Raw genomic sequence first — 17,525 nt, 5'->3', positions numbered from 1 at the left:
TTGATCCGCTACCCAACGTGGGCGTGCGCAAGGTTGCTGAGTGGAAAGCTAAACCGTTTCTCTGGCCGTCTGTCTCACAGTTTGGTCCACGAACCGTTTCACGAACGGGTTGATGCTGTCCTCCCGCCAAGCCACGACTAGCGCTACGGCCTTCGGCAGTTCCGAAAGGGGGCGATACACGACCCCTTTCATGGGGGTCAGTTCCACCCAGGCGGGCACGATTCCGACACCGAGACCTGCCGCAACCATGGTGACGATGGTATGGGTATGGCTAACTTCCTGCACCACATTCGGACGGAAGCCGGCCTTCTTGCACTGTTGCAATACTACATCCTGGTAGCTCACCCCCACGATCGACGAATAGGTGATGAACGGCTCGTCCCGAAGATCGCTGAGGGTCAGCTTGGTTCGGTTTGCGATCTTTGAATTCGCTGGCAGAGCCGCGACAAATCCCTCCCTGTGGATCTCGCTGAAGCTGATGCCCGAGGCTGATCGCGGAGGTCGGACGAAGGCCACGTCGATCTTGCGATCCTTGAGCAGGGCCAGCTGTTCTTCGGTGGTGTGGATCTGCATGTCCATGCGCACCTTCGGGTTCTTCTCGAGGAATGTTCGGATCACATCGCTCATGAAGGTGAACACCGCAACGTAGACGGCGCCGATTTTCAGGGTGCCGGACGTCAGGCCGCCCGCAGCCTGCGTTGATCGTATGCCGCCTTCCAGCGCTGTAAGAACCTCCTGTGCCTTGTCGTAGAGGACCTTTCCTGCCGGCGTCAGACGAACCGCACGTGTCGTTCGGTCGAAGAGGCGGATGCCCATCCGCTCTTCCAGTTGCCTGATCTGTTGGCTCAGAGGGGCTTGCGATACCCCGAGCATTTCCGCCGCGCGACCGAAATGGAGTTCCTCGGCGACCCGGAGGAAGTAGCGCAGATGTCGGATCTCGATGTTCTCAACGGGGAGCACGCTAAACCTTTTTCATATTCTAAACAGAATGTTCCCCGTCAGCACCTTTGGGACTTCTGATTTGATTTCGCATCGGAGGGATTCTGGCTCATCGTAACCACCCAGGAGTGGAGATGAGACAGAAACCCGAAACACGGAATGAGCCTGCCGAGAAGGTCGAGAAAGACATCCGGCGACGCACCAGGAAGCATCACTCGGCCGAGGAGAAGGTCCGGATTGTGCTGGAAGGGCTGCGCGGCGAAGTAAGCATTTCCGAGCTGTCCCGACGCGAGGGGATCGCGACGAGCTTGTATTATAGCTGGTCGAAAGAGTTCCTCGAGGCGGGCAAGAAGCGGCTGGCGGGGCGAGCCTCGGGGATCATGGGCACGTCCGCCGCCAACTGGACGTCGGTCAGATCGGTGGGGTAGGCGCGGCGGCAAGGCAAGGTGTCGATCCGGGTACAATGAGGGTCGGCACCTCATGAATCACACGGCCATAGCCGAGGGGATCCCCCTTCTCAAACGCGCTCTAAGTCAGTACGCAGTTGCTTGGTTTGATTGGAAATACGGTGAAATATTCGCCCAGATTCCTTCCAGCAACGCTTCGTCCACCTCATCGATCTTCGGATAGCTCTCCCGACTGTACGTATTGCGGATAACACCTCGGCGCTTGAGGCATTGTTTAGCGAATTCCATACCGTAGGCCGATTCCATGACAAGGGCTGGCTGTACTGCTGCAAAGACCTCACGACACTCGTCTAGATTGCCGGCTTCGTGGCAGGCAAAAACCCGGGCCATCACGTCGGTAAATTCGCACGCGACCATGGTACCGCGTACGCCCCGCGCAAGTTCATTCAAGAAATGCAGCCCCCCGAATCCGCCAAAAACCGATACTTCTGGGCGTTTCAGCATCTTAACCAGGTGTCCCATCCCCTGCGGTGATCGACCGGACTCTTCCTTTATGCCGACGACGTGCTGATGATCAGCGGCGATAGTTGCCAACCGCTCCAGCGGGATCGGAGGGGAAAATTGCGGCGGGGCGTTCTGAAGCACAACGGGCAGCGAGACCGCGTTCAGAAACCGTTCGAAATACTTGGTCGCAGACTCGGCGCTGCGGGTTCCGACCATTGGCGCCATGGTGATCAGGCCCGTCGCCCCCGCCTCTTGGGCCATTGCCGCCAACTCCAGCGCATGTGGCGCCGAGTTGCCGGACACACCGGCGATAAATGGCAACCGCCCACGCAGAGCGTCCGCAACCGTTTCGAAGTAACGCCGCCGTTCACTGTCGGACAGCGTATATACTTCACTGGCGATGATCGGCCCGACGATACCGTGCGCGCCAGCTCCGACTGCAAAGTCGACCTGTGAAGCGACTTCATCCCAGACGAGAGCAAGATTTCTGTCAAATGGGGCAACCGGAATGGCCCAGATCCCCTTCCAAATGGGTTGATCCATCAATTCACCTTGTATTCATTCAGGAAATCGCGGTCGATGGTGATCCCAAGACCAGGGCCAGCAGGTGGGGCTACCCGACCGAATTTGGCCACTTGGCCTGCTACGTCCAGAGGTTCAGCCAGCAAATGATCCCGGAAGCGGTTGCTTGTCGTATCGAATTCAAGCATGGGTTCGGCGGGATACAGACTGCCCGGCAATGGCGGGATCGTCGTCAGAAGGTGCAAGTTCGCCGCGACGGTAACTGCGGTGCCCCAACAGTGATTGACAACGGGCACGTAGTGCGCGTGTGACAATGAAAGAACCTTGGAGTACTCGGTGATGCCACCGAGACTGCAAATTTCAGGCTGCAGGATGTCCACACAGTCACCGGCCAAAAGGCCTTGCATCTCCCATCGGGTGAAAAGTGACTCTCCGCCCGCAATCGGAACATTGAGTGTGTCGCGAAGTCTTCGATACCCGACAAGATCATCGGGCGCGACGGGTTCCTCGAACCATTTGATTCCCAACTCGCCCAGGGAGCGACCGACAAAGGCCGCCTCGTTCACCGTGTAGCAGTGGTTTGCATCCACGGCGACATCAACCCCGGACCCAACGGCGTCTCGCACTGCCTCCACCAGTTCAATGTCGCGCTTCGGACCTAATCCGATCTTCATCTTCAGGGTCTGAAATCCATCTGCTACGATCGTCTGGGCTTCTTCCGCGAAGCGTTTCGAAAGGTCGTCGCAACAGCGCAACATCATGCCGTATCCATAGGCCGGCACGTCCGGTCGGAACTGCCCGCCCAATAGAGAATGCAGCGGCCGGTCTGTCGCCTTGCCCATGAGATCCCAAAGGGCGATATCCACTGCGGAATAAGCCGCCATGCAGATGCCAGAGCGCCCTAGGATGCGGGTTCCAGAATGTATTTCGTGCCACAGGACTTCATAGTCGAACGGGGTCCGCCCGATCAGCTGTGGCGCAATCACGTTCTCTAAATACGAGGCAGCAACATGGGCCATACCCCCACCACCGGACCCCTCGCCGATACCGACAATACCCTGGTCTGTCTCCACTTCGACAAGGAAGCTGGATCGCTCGGTGAAGTACTTCTGCGACGATCCCAGCGGCTCGTCCATCCTGTAGGACAGGACATGCGGGATGATGCGAGTGATTTTCATTCCGGCTTCACCTTCCCTGGGACATGATCTCGGGCACGACAAGGCGCGGCAGGAAGAGCGTGATCCCTGGGAACAGGATCAGGACCGCCAGCAGCATCCCGAAAGCCACGAAGAAGACCGCAGCCCAACGCAGGGAATCCATCAACGGAACCTTGGCAACGGCGCAGGCCATCATCAGGCTGATCCCGTAGGGCGGCGTGATCTTCCCGATTGCAAGGGCCATGACGATGACGACCCCCATTAGAACGGGATCGACACCTAGGGCCACGGACATTGGGCCGATCACCGGAATGAAGATCAAGATGGCTGGTGCCGGGTCGAGGAAGGTCCCTAGCAAAAGAAACAGCGCTGTCACGATGAACAGGAACGCGGTGGGGCCGACCGACCATTCGATCAACAGTTCCTTCGCGAAATCAAGTACATCATAGAATGTTAGAACCCAGCCGAAGAACGATCCTGCGCCGACGCACAGCATTACCACGCCGGTTAGAATGGCGGTACGGATCGCGGTTTCCAGCACTATGGAAAAAGTCAGGTTGCGATATACTAGCAGCCCGAGAAGCACGACATAGACGGATGCGACGGCCGCGGCCTCGGTCGCGGTCATGATGCCGAATATGATGCCGCCGATGATTATGAAGATCACTGAAATCGGGATCAGCCCTCGGATGAGAACAAGGAAAACTTCTTTCCAGGTTCGCTCTACCCGTTCGGTCACCACGTTGTGTTTCTTGGCATAGAAATATGAAATTGCCATTTGCTGGAAGCCAACCAGAAGGCCCGGAATGTAGCCGGCGAGGAACAGCGCACTGATAGAGACATTGGCCGTAGCGCCGTAGAAAACCATCAGAATGCTGGGCGGAATGATTGATCCGATAGCGGAAGAGGCCGCTGTAACCGATACCGAAAATCCGCCGGAATACCCGCCACGCCGCATCACCGGGATCAGGATCGACCCAAGCCCAGCTACGTCGGCGGTCGAGGACCCCGAAACCGATCCCAGCAACATGGACGCTGTGACATTCACCTGCGCCAAGCCGCCCCGGATCCGGCCGACCAACACGTCAGATATCGCCACAATGTCGTCCGTCAGCCCGATCTTGTTCATCAGCAACGCCGAGAACATGAAGCCAGGAATGGCAAGCAGCAGAAAGCTCTCCATCGCCTGAAGCATGATGAGCGGCGCCGTGACCAGGTTCAGCATGGGTTCCAGCGCAAACACACCGGCCCCGGAAAACAGCAGGGCCAGTGAGATGGGGACGCCAATCACCAAGCAAAACAGGAATCCGCCGAAAAGGATCGATCCGACGATCGTCGTTGTCAGTATCATATTTCGTACCCCTCGGCACTCGTGTCGGGGCGTTGCTTGTGCTTTAGAACGATCAACATCTGTTCAAGCGCGAATACCGCCATGAAAGTGCCGCAGACCGGCAGAGCAAGATAGAAGAGCACATCCGGCAGGCCAGTGGACGGATCTCGTTTTTCGAGTCCCAACGGGATCAACTGGATGGACGTGGCAGCGATCAGTACGCCCCCGAACAACGCGGATCCTGTGGCGATAAGCAGGCCTGTCAGGCGGGCCGTTGCATTGGACACGTTGTCCAGCGCGTCGATGCGAAAATGTGCCCATTCTCGCACGGCGCCGATTGCCCCCAGCGCCATCACCCAGATGAACGCGTTGCGGATCAGGTAGGAATTGGTTGCCCATCCGATCTGCAGGACGTAGCGGGTGATGACCTGGGCCAGAAGACAGGACAGAAGTAGAAGGCAAAGCAGCCCGGCGGCGGTTGCGATGACGCGGTAAAGCGCATCGCAGGATCTGAAGAACAATTGCATCGGATGACTTTCTTGATACGGCCGGGGCGAACCGCCGCCCCGGCCGGCTGAGTGGTTCAACCTCCGGTGGCGATGATCTCGGTGGCTAAATCCTCGATATCGTTGCTTTCCGCGAAGGTCTGGATTGTCGCCTGCGACCGTTCTATGAACGGTGTCTTGTCGGGGCGGCTGACCGTGACGCTGAATTCTCCCTCCAGACGGGCCAGGTTGGTGGCGTCCAATTCGCGCTGAAGCGCGACATCCTCTTCCGCCGCCTCACGCGCCGCCTCCAGGACGGCAGCCTGGATATCCTCCGGCAACGAATAGAACGCATCCGCGCTGGCGACCATCGGGCGCACGGTAAAGTTGTGCTCTGTGATGGCGATGTCCTTGGCGACCTCTGCCCAACGCGCGGTGGTGAAGGTGCTGAACTCGTTTTCGCCGCCATCGACCACACCGGTCTGAAGCGCCGGGTACACTTCTGCAAAGGGCACCACGGCACCAATGGCGCCAAGATCCGCCCACCAGTTGATCATGGTGTCGGACTGAAACGTCCGCATCTTCATCCCTTCGAGGTCGTCGATGGATTCGATCGGGTGGTCCACGGTTATCATGTTGCGCGCCGCGCCGCCGAAATAGCCCAGAAGGACAAGTCCGGACTCCGCCTCGATATCCTTGGCCAGCCGATCGCCGATCGGGCCGCGTGTCACCGCGATCATGTGTTCGTAGCTACGGAACAAGTACGGGATTTCCAGGATCGCGAAGGACGGATCGAACTGGGCCAGACGGCTTGGCGTGACGATCCCCGATTGCAGGGACCCGGTCTTGAGATGGTCGATCTCGTTTCCCGAAAGGTGACTGGAATGGAAAACCTTGATTTCCATCCGGCCGTCGGTCAGTTCGGCGACCTTCTCGGCAAAGTTGTGGGTGGCGATTGTCAGAGGGTGGTCAGGGGCCTGACTATTGCTGGCCCGCCACGTAATTTCGGCGCCTTGCGCAATCGCGGAGGCCAGAGACATACCCAGCACACCGGCAAGCAAAGTGATCCTGTTAGCAAAAGACATAAGTCTCCTCCCTTTGTGTCTATTTGGTTTTGGGGGTCGTATCTTTAGGCTTTGGTGAGTTCCTGCGTCCAAAGACCTCTCGCGTTTTCAAGAACTCGGGTCATCGCGTCCTTTGCGCCAGCCGCATCTGCCTGTTCTATTGCACTGGCGACCTCTTCGTGCAGTTCAACGGTATGCAACGGACCGCCTGGCGGATCCCAATACCAAGTCAGACTCTTGAGAAATGCGACCGAGATCGCATTGAAAACCGCGGTCAGAAATGGATTTCCTGCCGCTTCGAACAAGACTCGATGAAACTCGAAATCGGCATGCGGGAACTTGCCCGGATCGTCGTAGTGCGTGCGCATATCAGCCGCAGCTGCAACAACAGCGGCCCGCGCGCCATCGTCTGGATTAATAGCCGCAAGCTCGGCGGCAGCCGGTTCGACGATCATCCGAAAGGCGACCAGATCCAGCAGGTAGGATCCTCGTCCCGGCGTAGAGAGCGCCCAAGACATTAAGTCCGGATCCAACATGTTCCAGTTGCCCGTTGCTTGGACGGTTGCCCCAATCCCCGGTCGTGATGCGATCATTCCTTTCGATGCAAGAGACCGAATGGACTCACGCACGACCGAACGACTGACGCCCTGTTCGGCTGCAATTGCGTGTTCCGTTGGTAGTCGCTCGCCCGGCTGCCACACGCCGCGCAGCATTTGAAGGGCGATTTCGCGGGCCAGCGCGTCCGTTAAGTTCGTCCGTTGGAGTTGGGTCAACAGCTATATCCTATTTGTCTGACAAAGATGGATATTATGATTCGACCATTAAGTCAAACAATTTTGACTTGCATATGGGTTCCGCTTTTATGTATACGTTGCAGCTCGGCAATGGCGGGGTCGGCGTATAGCCTCCATCTCGTAGAGCAGCGAGGCCCCTTTATGCCGGTGTATTCCTCGAAGAGGATGCCGGTGGAGAGGAAGTCTCGGCGTACGTCCTGGCGCAGCGGCGCATGCACGCCCAACCTGCTTTCGCCGAGCAGGTTGTCCTCGATAGCGCGCAATACCTCACGGACCATGCCCTGCACATTGGTCCCGGCCGTGCCGAGCGGGAACTCGACCGAGATCTGCGTCGGGCCGAACTCGGTGAAGTAGCTGCAGAGCGTGGTGCCGGCGACGTCCTTCACGATGCCGGCGAGCTATGATCCGGTTGCTGTGAGTGCTAGGCGGCGAATAGTGCAGGGACGTCTGCCTGCCGGCGGATTGTGCCTGCCAGTGCGCACAGCGGCCTACCGTGCTTCCAGCCGCTCTTCATCCTACATTAGATTGACACGCGCCAAGCAGTGTTGTGATCCTGCCCCCGCAACCACTTATACCGAACACCAGGCCCCGGCGTCCGCCCGGGGCTTTTGTGTATCCGGGCTTCCCATCTCCACCAGCCGGGCGATCTCGCCCTTCAGGTCGACCTGCCAGGTTTGGTCCTCATAGCGCAGCTCCACGGTCTCGATCAGCCCGCGCAGCAGGCCGAGGGCCTCGTCGCGCATCGCCGGGTCGGCCAGTGCCGCACTCAAGCCGATGACCTTTTGGCGGTAGACCTCGGAGAGATTGGGATGCAGGCGCACGGGGGAGGGCGCCGGAGCCTCCAGGGCCGCTTCGAGTGACCGCTTTTGTTCTTCCAGCGCTGTCACCTTTTCCATCAGGCCCGGGGAGCGCAGGCCATCAGCGATTGCGTCGCAGAGACCCTCGAGCTTGCGGGTGACGGTCGCATGTTCCTTCTGCTGTCAAGGGCGCTGCAAAAATGCCGTTTGATCTCGGGCAAAAGCATATCAATCACGCCCGCGACCAGGCGCCACCGGGTGCTTTTGGCCTCCCTTGAGTCTATACAAGCCTTCGCTATTGCGCTAAGTACGGCGGCTTGTGCGCCCTTGCTGGCGCGAAACCTACCCGTTCGCGCCCCGAGCCGTTCCCGAGAGTAAAGATCCTCCATGCACCCTGCACTTCGCGCGGCCCTCGATGACCGTGGCTACACCACGCTGACACCCGTTCAGACATCGGTGCTCGAGCCCGCATTGAAAGGTCGTGATCTACTGGTTTCGGCGCAAACCGGCTCGGGCAAGACACTTGGCTTCGGCCTTGCGATCGCCCCTACGCTACTGGGGGACAATGACCTTTTCGCACCGGGTGCCACACCTCTTGCCGTCGTCATTGCCCCGACGCGCGAACTGGCCTTGCAGGTCAAACGCGAACTCGGCTGGCTTTATGCCAGGGCGGGGGCAGTCCTTGCCTCTTGCGTGGGTGGCATGGACATGCGCGACGAACGCCGCGCACTGGAACGCGGGGCGCATATCGTTGCGGCGACGCCGGGGCGCCTGCGCGATCACATCGCCCGCGGCTCCATCGATCTTTCCGCCGTGCGCGCAGTTGTCCTCGACGAGGCCGACGAGATGCTCGACCTCGGATTCCGAGAAGAGCTTGAGTTCATCCTGGGCGAATTGCCGCCCGAACGGCAGACCTTGCTGTTCTCGGCCACCGTTCCGCCGACCATCGCCGCTCTCGCGAAAGACTACCAGAACGACGCCGAACGAATTGTCGCGAAGTCCGAGACCCCGCAGCACGATGATATCGAATACCGCGCGATGTTGGTGGCCGAGCGTGATGTCGGCAATGCGGTGATCAATACATTGCGGTATCACGAAGCCCCCAATGCGCTGGTCTTTGCCAACACGCGTGCCATGGTCAACCGCCTTGCGGCGAGGCTGTCGAACCGAGGGTTCAACGCAGTGGCTCTGTCGGGCGAGCAGTCGCAATCTGAACGCACCCACTCCTTGCAGGCCATGCGTGACGGGCGCGCGCAAGTCTGCGTCGCGACTGATGTCGCGGCACGCGGCATCGACCTGCCAAGGCTCGATCTCGTCGTGCATGCCGAACTGCCCTCCAACCAGGAGAGGCCCGACCGCAAACCCAAGGGGCCGCCCCCGCCCAAAGGCAAGCCGAGCAGCAAGAAGAACCGCGCTCGCGCGGCAGCGGCTACGTCAGGCAAGGCAGCGGGAAAAACCCGGAACAAGCCCGGCGCCCCAAAACGGCAGCCCAAAGGCGCAAAGCCGGTACCCGGTCGATCGTAGACGGCGAAACACCGCTTCAGGGTTTCGATCGCGGTAGCCTCGACCGATGACGGGTATGCCGCGGTGCCGACATTTGTGCGACGCGCAGCGGCCATCCCTTTCCGGCCACAGAGCCCGGTCTACACAAAGGGCAGTCCGTGTCGGTGAAAGCCCGAAGCTGATCTCGACCCTTTGCCGAACTCAGATCCCTGCTCAGGATGGTGCAGCGCTGCCCGCCGAACCCGACGCTCGCCGCACTTGCGCGCTCTGGAAGCGGCCAGAAGTCCACAGTGCGGACGAACCAGGCTCATGCACCCGCGGCATTTGTGATCCTCCAAATCACTTGCTGACAGCCACCTCATCGCAGCAGCGCAACTCGATGTCCCGAAAGCGGTCGTTTGTGGTCCGCCAAGTGAGCGAGACCGTATGCGGTCGTTCGCTGCGCAGGTTTTCGATGTTTCATATGCGGTCTCTTCTGGCGTTAATAAGCTGTCGTCCGGGTTGGTGCCTCCACGCTGTGTCGCGATTTCTTTTGAAGCGGTCGTTTGGCCACAGGCGGCAGAAACTGGAGCGCGAGAAGCAACTCACTGCCGCGAAACACATGTCTCACCGAAAGGCTCGAGTGACCCGGTCGAGTCCCAACCTGGCCTTCGATTAATCGTGAACATCTATCGCGAAGCGGCGTTTAGTTGACTGCAGGCTTCGCTGTTCCGGACTCAGTCTCCTCTTTACTCCCTGAAGTTTATGATCAGAGCGAAATCCTCCGCAAAGAAAATTTATTCAGGTGTCCCAAGAGGCTTTCGGGGGAAAGGTGAGCGGTCCGCGTTTCTCTGAAAACAGGACGGCAACTGTGTAGTGTCGGATAGTGTTAGTCTCGGTTGCCATTTTTTGAGAACGAAGCGCGCAGACTGTCCGGCTCTCATTGCCCGGCTGGATCTGTTGTCGTACGCGGCCGAACACCGTCGACAAGATTTTTAGCCCAATCATTGGTCACAGATGTGTCCGTCCCGCCCGACGAACCGAAACTCTGCACCTCGGCAACGTCCATCGAGAAGGTCGCCTTCATCTGGATGAAGCCGTCCACCACCATCAACTGCCGTTCGGACGGATCGATGTTGAGCCGACCCGTGACCACGATGGGCTCGTGGATCATGGCCGGTTTCCAGCCATCGGAAAGGCGCAGGCGCACCATCTGGTTTGGTGGCGGCGGCGGGACATGGCTGCACATGCCCCGTTCGGGGACGAGATAAGCTGTCGAGGTGCCGTTCTCGGCCGGCGGCGCGGGGATGGCAAATCCGCCGAGCGTGACCGTTTCGCCGTCATGGGTCGGGTTGCCGGCGGCACCCGCCAGTTCGCGGCGCTCGGCAACGACCCAACGTTGAGAGATCAGCCAGTCGGCGTCGATTCCCTGCTCGGAAAGCGCCGCCTTGATCTCCTCCAGCCGCGCGCTTGCCCCCGGAGATGGATTTGTGCCGTCCAAAGCCGCCTGGAGTTTCACGATCCGACGCAGATCGTCGATCTGTTCATAGCTTAGCTCGGTGAAGGGATCCTCGTAGGATTGCACGCTCTGGTCGACCAGGTCTGGCCAGTCGATGGAGGTTTCGCCAGCGCTGAGCGGGTTGGCTCCGGCGATGACCAATAGGGTGGCAAGGAAATGGCGCATATCAGTCTCTCGGCTTCCGGTCGTTGCTGCGGGCGGGAGGGGGTGCCTACTCGACCGGCGTCATGAAGTCCGGCACCCGTTTCAGGGCATCGACCATGTCGGCGGTCGTCATGAGTTCAATGAAGGTGTAGTCCTCCAGAACGCCCTGGCTAAGGCGCGACACATACATCGCCTGAACCATGCCGGGATCGTCCGGCAACCGGACCGTGATGTAGTTCTTTCCATCCGCCAGCCCCCAGAAATAACTGATCATCTCGCCACCAATCGCCTCGATGGCGCCGCCCATGTCCTTTTCCCGGTCAGTCGGGTTTTCGACCATGATCTTCCAAGCGTGAGGGGCAGGCTCGCCGATGCCGAGGTAGTAACGGCTCGCGTTTTCTTCCGCGGCAACGGCAAACGCGCAAAGCGAGGTTGCGACAGCCACACCAATGAATGCTTTCACCATAACTCTCTCCCTTGACCCAGCTTGGGAAAATGCGCGGGGCACCGAGGGACGATCACCCCGCGCAACACTCATTCGAGTGTGTTCTTGTAAACGACACCATCCTTCATGATGAGCCGGATGGTCTCGAAACCGCGGTCTCTGGGGGCAGCGTCGAACCATTCCGGATTGGCGCCCAGCACCGAGAGGTCTTCAAGCGGGTTTCCGTCCACGACCAGGATGTCGGCATAAGCTCCCGCCTCGATCACCCCTAGCTTGTTCGGATAGGGGTTCCGCTTTCCGGTCAGTTGCGCCAATTCGCCTCCGGTGGACGTTGCCGCGACGAGGAAAGCGTGGTTCCCGAAAAGTTCAGCGAAGTAAAACTTCTCGAAATCCCGATGCGACCGGCCGAAGCCGATTGTCGACAGCACCGTGTCCACGTTGTGTACGATCTTCGGCTTGTACTTCTTTACGTAGTCCACGAGGTTCTCGGACCCGTCGAGATAGGCTTCAAGCTTCGGCTTCACCGTCGGTTGGGCATAGTTCGGGTGGTTCAACAACTGCGGATCCAGCCCGGCCACGTTGATCGCCCAGAAGATCCCTTCATCGGCAATGCGCTTCACCGTTTCCTCGGTGACCATTTGCCCGTGTTCGATGGACTTCACGCCCGCATCCAGCGCCATGTTCACGGTCTCGTCCGTGTAGGCATGAACAGTCGTATAGGTATCGAAAAACGACGCCGCCTCGACGGCAGCCGCGATCTCGTCCACCCGGTAGGCAACTGACCAGAGCGGGTCGAGTTCGGAGGAAACGCCACCACCAGCCATGAGCTTCAGGAAATGTGCGCCATGTGCGAAGTTGAGGCGGGATGCCTTGCGCACCTCGTCAGTACCATCTGCGATGTAGGACAGGTTCAGCGTGTTGCCGACGTCGCTGGCGCCCATGTTGAAGGTGCGCTGTACTGGATTGCGCCAATCGCCGTGCCCAGAGGATGGGCCGATGGCGGCACCAGCGGCATAAATTCTTGGACCATCGACAGTGCCCTGATCGATCAGTTCCTTCAGGCCGGCCCCCATCCCACCGGTGTCCCGCACGGTCGTGTACCCGTCATAGAGGTAATCGCGCGCATTTTCGGCAGCCACGGCGCCGATCTGGTCCCATTTCGCGGCCTGCAATCCCGCGAATGTCTGGAACACACCGGTGGCGTAAAGATGCGTGTGGCTATCGATCAGGCCGGGCATCAGCGTGCGCCCGCCGCCGTCAACCACCGTCGCCCCCGGTGCGTTGATGGCCTCAGTCGACACTTCCTTGATGAGGTTGCCTTCGACCAGAACGCTGGCATCTTCGATGCGTGCCTCGCCCACACCGTCAAAGACATGGACATTTGTGAAAAGCGTCTGTGGACTTGCGTCCTGCGCGTAGGCGATGCTTGCCGTCATAGTGGCAATGACAGCCGCCATGTAGAGTTGCCAGTTATGGGCCATCGGTCTTCCTCCTTACCGAAACGAGAGAGATGCGCGGGACGTCGAGGTACGTTCGCCCCGCGCCCCACTCAGTCCAGCGTGCTCTTGTAGATCACGCCGTCCTTCATGATCAGGTCGATGTTGGCTTCGTAGTCGACCAGCAATTCCACATCCTCGACCGGGTTCCCCTCGACCAGCAGAAGGTCCGCATAGGCGCCCGGCTCGATCACGCCGAGCGGGCCATCTTTGTAGGGGTTGAGCTTGCCCGAAAGCGCCAGAAGTTCGGCTGACTTCGAGGTCGCCTGCTGCAGGATCTCGTGAGACGTCCAGACCTCGAGGCGGTACTTGAATTCGTCGTTCTGCTTGGTCAGCGCCACCGGATCGCCGATGATGTCGGTCGAGAAGGCGACGTTCTCGATCTCGTATTCCTTCAGCAAGCGCATCTGGTTGCGCGCACCCGCCTGCACTTCGAGGAACTTGGGTGCCGAGAGCGGGCCGAGCGCCTTGGCCACTGTTTCTGCGTCAATGCCCAGAAGCGAATAGAACGGCACAACCCAGACATCGGCATCCTTGATGGCCTGTGCCGAGACCTCCGTCATCAGCTGGGCGTGCTCGATGCTGATGACACCGGCGTCGATCGACCTCAGGATCGAGTCGTCGTTGTAGACATGGACCAGGACATAGGTTCCCCAATCTTCGGCAGCCTTGACTGCGGCTTCCAGTTCCTCGGGCAGGTACTGCACGGTGTGGAGCGGATCGACGGTCGAAGACACGCCCCCGCCAGCCATGACCTTGATCTGCGTCGCGCCAAGGCGCAGCGCCTCCCGCGTCGCGCGTAGCACTTCCGGCACCCCATCGGCCAGAAACTCGAGGTGCTGGTTGAAGAAGGAAGGCTGCGCCCCTTCGAAATTCGGGTGCGGCTCATTGTAGACCCGGTGTTCGCCGTGGCCAGAGGTCTGCGAGATCACCGGCCCGGAGGGATAGATCCGCGGCCCAACGGCCTTGCCCCGGTCAATCGCCTTCTGAAGCCCGATCGCGGGGCCTCCTGCATCGCGGACTGTTGTGAAGCCGCGCAGCAGCATTTTCTCGGCCTCGATGGTGGAGACGGCACCCCAGTACATCCAGTCGTAGTTGTCCCGCAGGTCGGCAACGGGTTCGGTGACCGCCATGTGCACATGGGCGTCGATCAGGCCCGGCATCAGGGTGCGCCCGCCGCCGTCGATGATCCGGGCATTGGCAGCCGCCAGGGGCTCGCTCGATACCTCCGCGATCAGGTTGTCGACAACCAGCACATTGGCATTCTCGATCCTCTCTTCGTTCACACCGTCAAAGACATGCACGTCGGTGAAGAGAATTGGGAAGCTTTCCTCCTGTGCTGTCGCAGCCGTGGCGATGCTCAGGGAGAGCGTGAAAGCGAGTTGTTTCTTCATGCCATCAGCCTTTGAGGGAAACATTTGGTTTATTGAGTGTAACGGTATGCGAGGACGTGTCATTGACACTACGGTCAATGATGGTCGAATAATCGCACCGTTTTGCACATGACCTCCGGGGAACCATGCCAAGAAGGAACGCTTCCCGGACCTATCTTCCCGTGGTTTCCAGCGCCATGGCACAACCCTTTCTGACGGCGCTGCTCGGCAAGGGCATCACCGCGGATGATGCGCTACTTGGAACAGGATTGTCCCTGGCCGATGTTCAGGAAGGCTCTGCGCCTATGCTGGGACAGGATTGGTACAACCTGGCCGAACGCACGGCGGAGGTGACGGGCGATCCGCATTTCGGGTTCAGGATCGGGTCGGAGGATGCGATTTACAGCCACCCCAACTTCCGAGCTGTCACCTTGACCGATACGGCGCTTGGCGAAGTCCTGACAAAGCTGATCGTCGATGCAGACCAGATCACCTCACTTGCGACTTACGAACTGCGTATCAACGGCAGCCGGGCCGTCCTGAGTTCCGAACGTCAGTTCAAACCAGCCCGCCGCCCGCGGCAGGTCGACGGGTATTTTGCAGGCTTCATGTGCCGATTGATCCGCGAGGCTTGTGGCGAGGAGTGGAGACCGTCCGATCTGACGATACGCGTCTCCGCCCCTGCAGCGATTCCGACGACCTTCGCGCCCGGTCTCGCCGTGCGCCGTGGTGACTCGCGAGGGGCACGTTTCGAGTTTCCCGCGCCTTGGCTTCTTCTCCACATCGGGGGAGCGCCCCGGCAGTCGGCTCCTGAGCGTCCGCCCACGCCCGAGGCGTTCCTCTCGGATTTTCGTAGGCTGCTGGACCTCCACCTTCACAAACCATCTCTCTCGCTGGAGAAGTTCTCGGAGGTCGCCGGCTTGAAACCCCGCCGCATCAAATCGGTGCTCGCGGAACATGGAACCAGTTACAAGGCGGAACTGGACCATAGTCGCGCCGAACGGGCGAAGGCGCTCCTGAATGACAATCGGCTCGGTTACCCGCAAGTCGGGGAACTGGTCGGCTACCCGGACCCCTCGTCGTTTTCGCGTGTCTTCAAGAGGTGGACCGGCCTCACGCCTGGTAACTACAGGCGTTGAGGTCGCTGAGGAAGTCTCTTTATTTCTTTCTTTCCGGACATTGGCGACAGGAACAGCGAAAGTCAGCTTCCCGCCCTTTTTCCCTATTGCTGCGCCTGGGGCTCACTGCAGCTTTGGGCTCTAGGCAGCCGCTGCGACCAGATGTGAACAACGGGTGGTCACGGATGGCGGACGACCGCTGCCGTCCGCCAAACGCTCAGATATCGATCTTCTCTGCGATGCTGAGTGCGCCATCGAGTTCGACGCCAATGTAGCGAACCGTGCTGTCCACCTTTGTGTGACCGAGCAGAAGTTGAACCGCGCGCAGATTGCCGGTCTTCCGGTAGATCAACGCGGCTTTCGTCCGCCGTAGGGAATGTGTTCCATACCCGCTTGGATCGAGACCGATCGCAGACACCCAGTCGTGAAGAAGACGCGCGTACTGCCTTGTCGAGATGTGCGGTGAGCTGTGGAACCTGCTTGGAAACAGGAACACCGGACCAAGCATGGGTACCGACGTGACCCACGCGAGTACTGATCGCCGCGTGTTCTCCGACACTTCGAATTGAACTGGCCGCCCTGTCTTGCGCTAGAGGACCGATACGCGGTCACGGACGTTGCCGGCGGCGACGAGGTCCACGACTTCGAGCCGAACCAAGTCACAGCCGCGAAGCTTGCTGTCGATTGCGAGGTTGAACAAAGCCAAGTCGCGCGGGTTGTCGGCAAGCTCGAGCCGGGCGCGAATGGCCCAGACCTGTCGTGGAAGGAGCGGACGTTTCTGGCCAATCAGTCGCCCGTTGTTCCATGGCGGACGTGGTGGTCTGGCTGCCGGAAGCTGGATACTGGAGATGATGAGGTCTCCATCCAGCCCTCCCGCACCAGGCATGGGCACCGTGCCAACCCGCGGATTTTCCCTGCGAGGACGAATGTCCGCTTCCATTCTCAAATCTCAAAGACGCTTTGCTGCAGTGCGGTGGTCCGTGCCGAGCCCAAAGCCGATAAACACAGAACCACAAGAGCGACGCTATCGCGGTTAACATTTGGTCACACACAAGGCTTGCTGTAAAATCATGCACGGAAGGTGGGCGGTTGGATGGCTGATCTCCGGTTTGATTCAGAGAACGCGCTCTATTTTCTACACACTCGACCCGTTCGGAGCGGCGCACCGACATTCGTATTCGTAAACGCGCTGACCGGCTCCACCAGTCATTGGGAAAACGCTGTCGCGCCAGGGCTTCGCAGCCGTGGTTTCGGGACGCTCAGCTATAACTTCAGGGGACAAGAGAAATCCAAGTTCGACCCAAGCCTGGAACTCACCAACGACCTGATCGTCGATGACTTGGTGTGGCTTTTGGGCAAGGTTGCGCCAGACCGCCCTGTCCTTACCGGCCTGTCGATCGGCGGACTCTATGCGGCGCAAGCCTTTGCAAGGGGCGCCCCTGCGGCCGGGATCGTGCTTCTGAACACGCTGCGCGAGATCAATCCACGCATCGCATGGATCAACGACGCGCTTCCCCATTACGTGGCAACGGGTGGCGCGGCCCTGTTCATGGGTTTGATGATGCCACTTCTGACCAATCCGGACTACGCGGCCAGTGTGCGCCCGGATTTCCTAAATGGCCCTTACGCACCCATGGCCCCGAAACACGGCCACGCAAACCTGATGCGAAACTCGGTAAATACAGACTGGCAATTTCCGTGGTCGTCGCTCGACCTTCCGGTCCTTTCGATCACGGGTCTGCATGACCGAGTTTTCCGTGACGCCGAAGTCATTGATCGCCTCTACGCTGACTTGCCTGATGCCCGGAGGGAAGACTGGAACAACGCCGCTGACCTGAGACCCGTTTCTTCCTCCAGTTTCGGGTAGAGTCCGCCCCAACCAGGAGACGGACGATGAAGCGATCGAGGTTCACGGAAGAGCAGATCATCGCGATGCTGAAGGAGCAGGA

At 59.6% G+C, this 17,525-nt stretch carries 14 protein-coding genes and 4 pseudogenes; 4 read left to right on the top strand and 14 right to left on the bottom strand.

Going from position 1 to position 17,525, the window contains the following annotated elements:
• Nucleotides 1-48 precede the first annotated feature (48 nt).
• Nucleotides 49-960: a LysR substrate-binding domain-containing protein gene (locus ACW9UR_RS24585; RefSeq protein WP_458919719.1), complete on the bottom strand. Its 912-nt coding sequence runs from the start codon at nt 958-960 to the stop codon at nt 49-51.
• A 113-nt stretch (nt 961-1,073) separates the two neighbouring features.
• Between ACW9UR_RS24585 and ACW9UR_RS24580 the strand changes: the two are divergent.
• A pseudogene (locus ACW9UR_RS24580) lies at nt 1,074-1,304 on the top strand (transposase); the annotation flags it as partial.
• 168 nt (nt 1,305-1,472) lie between these two features.
• Here ACW9UR_RS24580 and ACW9UR_RS24575 read toward each other — a convergent pair.
• From ACW9UR_RS24575 to ACW9UR_RS24540, 8 genes and pseudogenes are all read right to left on the bottom strand, one after another.
• Nucleotides 1,473-2,393, bottom strand: a complete 921-nt coding sequence (locus ACW9UR_RS24575; RefSeq protein WP_458919718.1) for a dihydrodipicolinate synthase family protein — start codon at nt 2,391-2,393, stop codon at nt 1,473-1,475.
• On the bottom strand, nt 2,393-3,550 hold the full coding sequence (locus ACW9UR_RS24570; protein ID WP_458919717.1) for a mandelate racemase/muconate lactonizing enzyme family protein: 1,158 nt from the start codon (nt 3,548-3,550) through the stop codon (nt 2,393-2,395). The genes ACW9UR_RS24575 and ACW9UR_RS24570 overlap by 1 nt, the downstream gene beginning before the upstream one ends.
• 7 nt (nt 3,551-3,557) lie before the next feature.
• The gene (locus tag ACW9UR_RS24565; RefSeq protein WP_458919716.1) at nt 3,558-4,880 is read right to left on the bottom strand and encodes a TRAP transporter large permease; all 1,323 of its coding nucleotides are present in this window, start codon (nt 4,878-4,880) and stop codon (nt 3,558-3,560) included.
• A complete protein-coding gene (locus tag ACW9UR_RS24560) occupies nt 4,877-5,386 on the bottom strand; it encodes a TRAP transporter small permease (RefSeq protein WP_458919715.1) in 510 nt (169 codons plus the stop codon). Before ACW9UR_RS24560 ends, ACW9UR_RS24565 begins: the two co-directional genes overlap by 4 nt.
• A 56-nt stretch (nt 5,387-5,442) precedes the next feature.
• Nucleotides 5,443-6,405, bottom strand: coding sequence for a TRAP transporter substrate-binding protein (locus tag ACW9UR_RS24555; protein ID WP_458919714.1), 963 nt, complete (start codon nt 6,403-6,405; stop codon nt 5,443-5,445).
• Between the two features lie 68 nt (nt 6,406-6,473).
• Nucleotides 6,474-7,181: a FadR/GntR family transcriptional regulator gene (locus ACW9UR_RS24550; protein WP_458919713.1), complete on the bottom strand. Its 708-nt coding sequence runs from the start codon at nt 7,179-7,181 to the stop codon at nt 6,474-6,476.
• A 164-nt stretch (nt 7,182-7,345) separates the two neighbouring features.
• Nucleotides 7,346-7,600 (bottom strand): annotated as a pseudogene (locus ACW9UR_RS24545) (major capsid protein); the annotation flags it as partial.
• Nucleotides 7,601-7,771: 171 nt separating this feature from the next.
• On the bottom strand, nt 7,772-8,098 hold the full coding sequence (locus ACW9UR_RS24540; protein ID WP_458919712.1) for a hypothetical protein: 327 nt from the start codon (nt 8,096-8,098) through the stop codon (nt 7,772-7,774).
• Nucleotides 8,099-8,386: 288 nt separating this feature from the next.
• Here ACW9UR_RS24540 and ACW9UR_RS24535 point away from each other — a divergent pair.
• Nucleotides 8,387-9,346: pseudogene (locus ACW9UR_RS24535) on the top strand (DEAD/DEAH box helicase); the annotation flags it as partial.
• A 1,075-nt stretch (nt 9,347-10,421) separates the two neighbouring features.
• Here ACW9UR_RS24535 and ACW9UR_RS24530 read toward each other — a convergent pair.
• The 4 genes from ACW9UR_RS24530 to ACW9UR_RS24515 all read right to left on the bottom strand — a co-directional run bounded on the left by ACW9UR_RS24530 (nt 10,422) and on the right by ACW9UR_RS24515 (nt 14,479).
• The gene (locus ACW9UR_RS24530; protein ID WP_458919711.1) at nt 10,422-11,165 is read right to left on the bottom strand and encodes a DUF3299 domain-containing protein; all 744 of its coding nucleotides are present in this window, start codon (nt 11,163-11,165) and stop codon (nt 10,422-10,424) included.
• Nucleotides 11,166-11,211: 46 nt separating this feature from the next.
• The gene (locus ACW9UR_RS24525) at nt 11,212-11,610 is read right to left on the bottom strand and encodes a hypothetical protein (RefSeq protein ID WP_458919710.1); all 399 of its coding nucleotides are present in this window, start codon (nt 11,608-11,610) and stop codon (nt 11,212-11,214) included.
• Between the two features lie 68 nt (nt 11,611-11,678).
• Complete coding sequence (locus tag ACW9UR_RS24520; RefSeq protein WP_458919709.1) at nt 11,679-13,070, bottom strand: amidohydrolase family protein; 1,392 nt, start codon at nt 13,068-13,070, stop codon at nt 11,679-11,681.
• 68 nt (nt 13,071-13,138) lie between these two features.
• Nucleotides 13,139-14,479: a metal-dependent hydrolase family protein gene (locus tag ACW9UR_RS24515; RefSeq protein WP_458919708.1), complete on the bottom strand. Its 1,341-nt coding sequence runs from the start codon at nt 14,477-14,479 to the stop codon at nt 13,139-13,141.
• Between the two features lie 161 nt (nt 14,480-14,640).
• Here ACW9UR_RS24515 and ACW9UR_RS24510 point away from each other — a divergent pair, with 161 nt between their 5' ends.
• Complete coding sequence (locus ACW9UR_RS24510) at nt 14,641-15,597, top strand: AraC family transcriptional regulator (RefSeq protein ID WP_458919707.1); 957 nt, start codon at nt 14,641-14,643, stop codon at nt 15,595-15,597.
• Nucleotides 15,598-15,793: 196 nt separating this feature from the next.
• Here the strand turns inward: ACW9UR_RS24510 and ACW9UR_RS24505 are convergent.
• A pseudogene (locus tag ACW9UR_RS24505) lies at nt 15,794-16,426 on the bottom strand (tyrosine-type recombinase/integrase).
• Nucleotides 16,427-16,669: 243 nt separating this feature from the next.
• Between ACW9UR_RS24505 and ACW9UR_RS24500 the strand changes: the two are divergent.
• Nucleotides 16,670-17,443, top strand: a complete 774-nt coding sequence (locus ACW9UR_RS24500) for an alpha/beta fold hydrolase (protein WP_458919706.1) — start codon at nt 16,670-16,672, stop codon at nt 17,441-17,443.
• Nucleotides 17,444-17,525 lie beyond the last annotated feature (82 nt).

Source organism: Halovulum sp. GXIMD14794, assembly GCF_054457455.1.
Note: the sequence above shows the minus strand (reverse complement) of the source record. Positions and strands in the feature narration are given on the sequence as shown.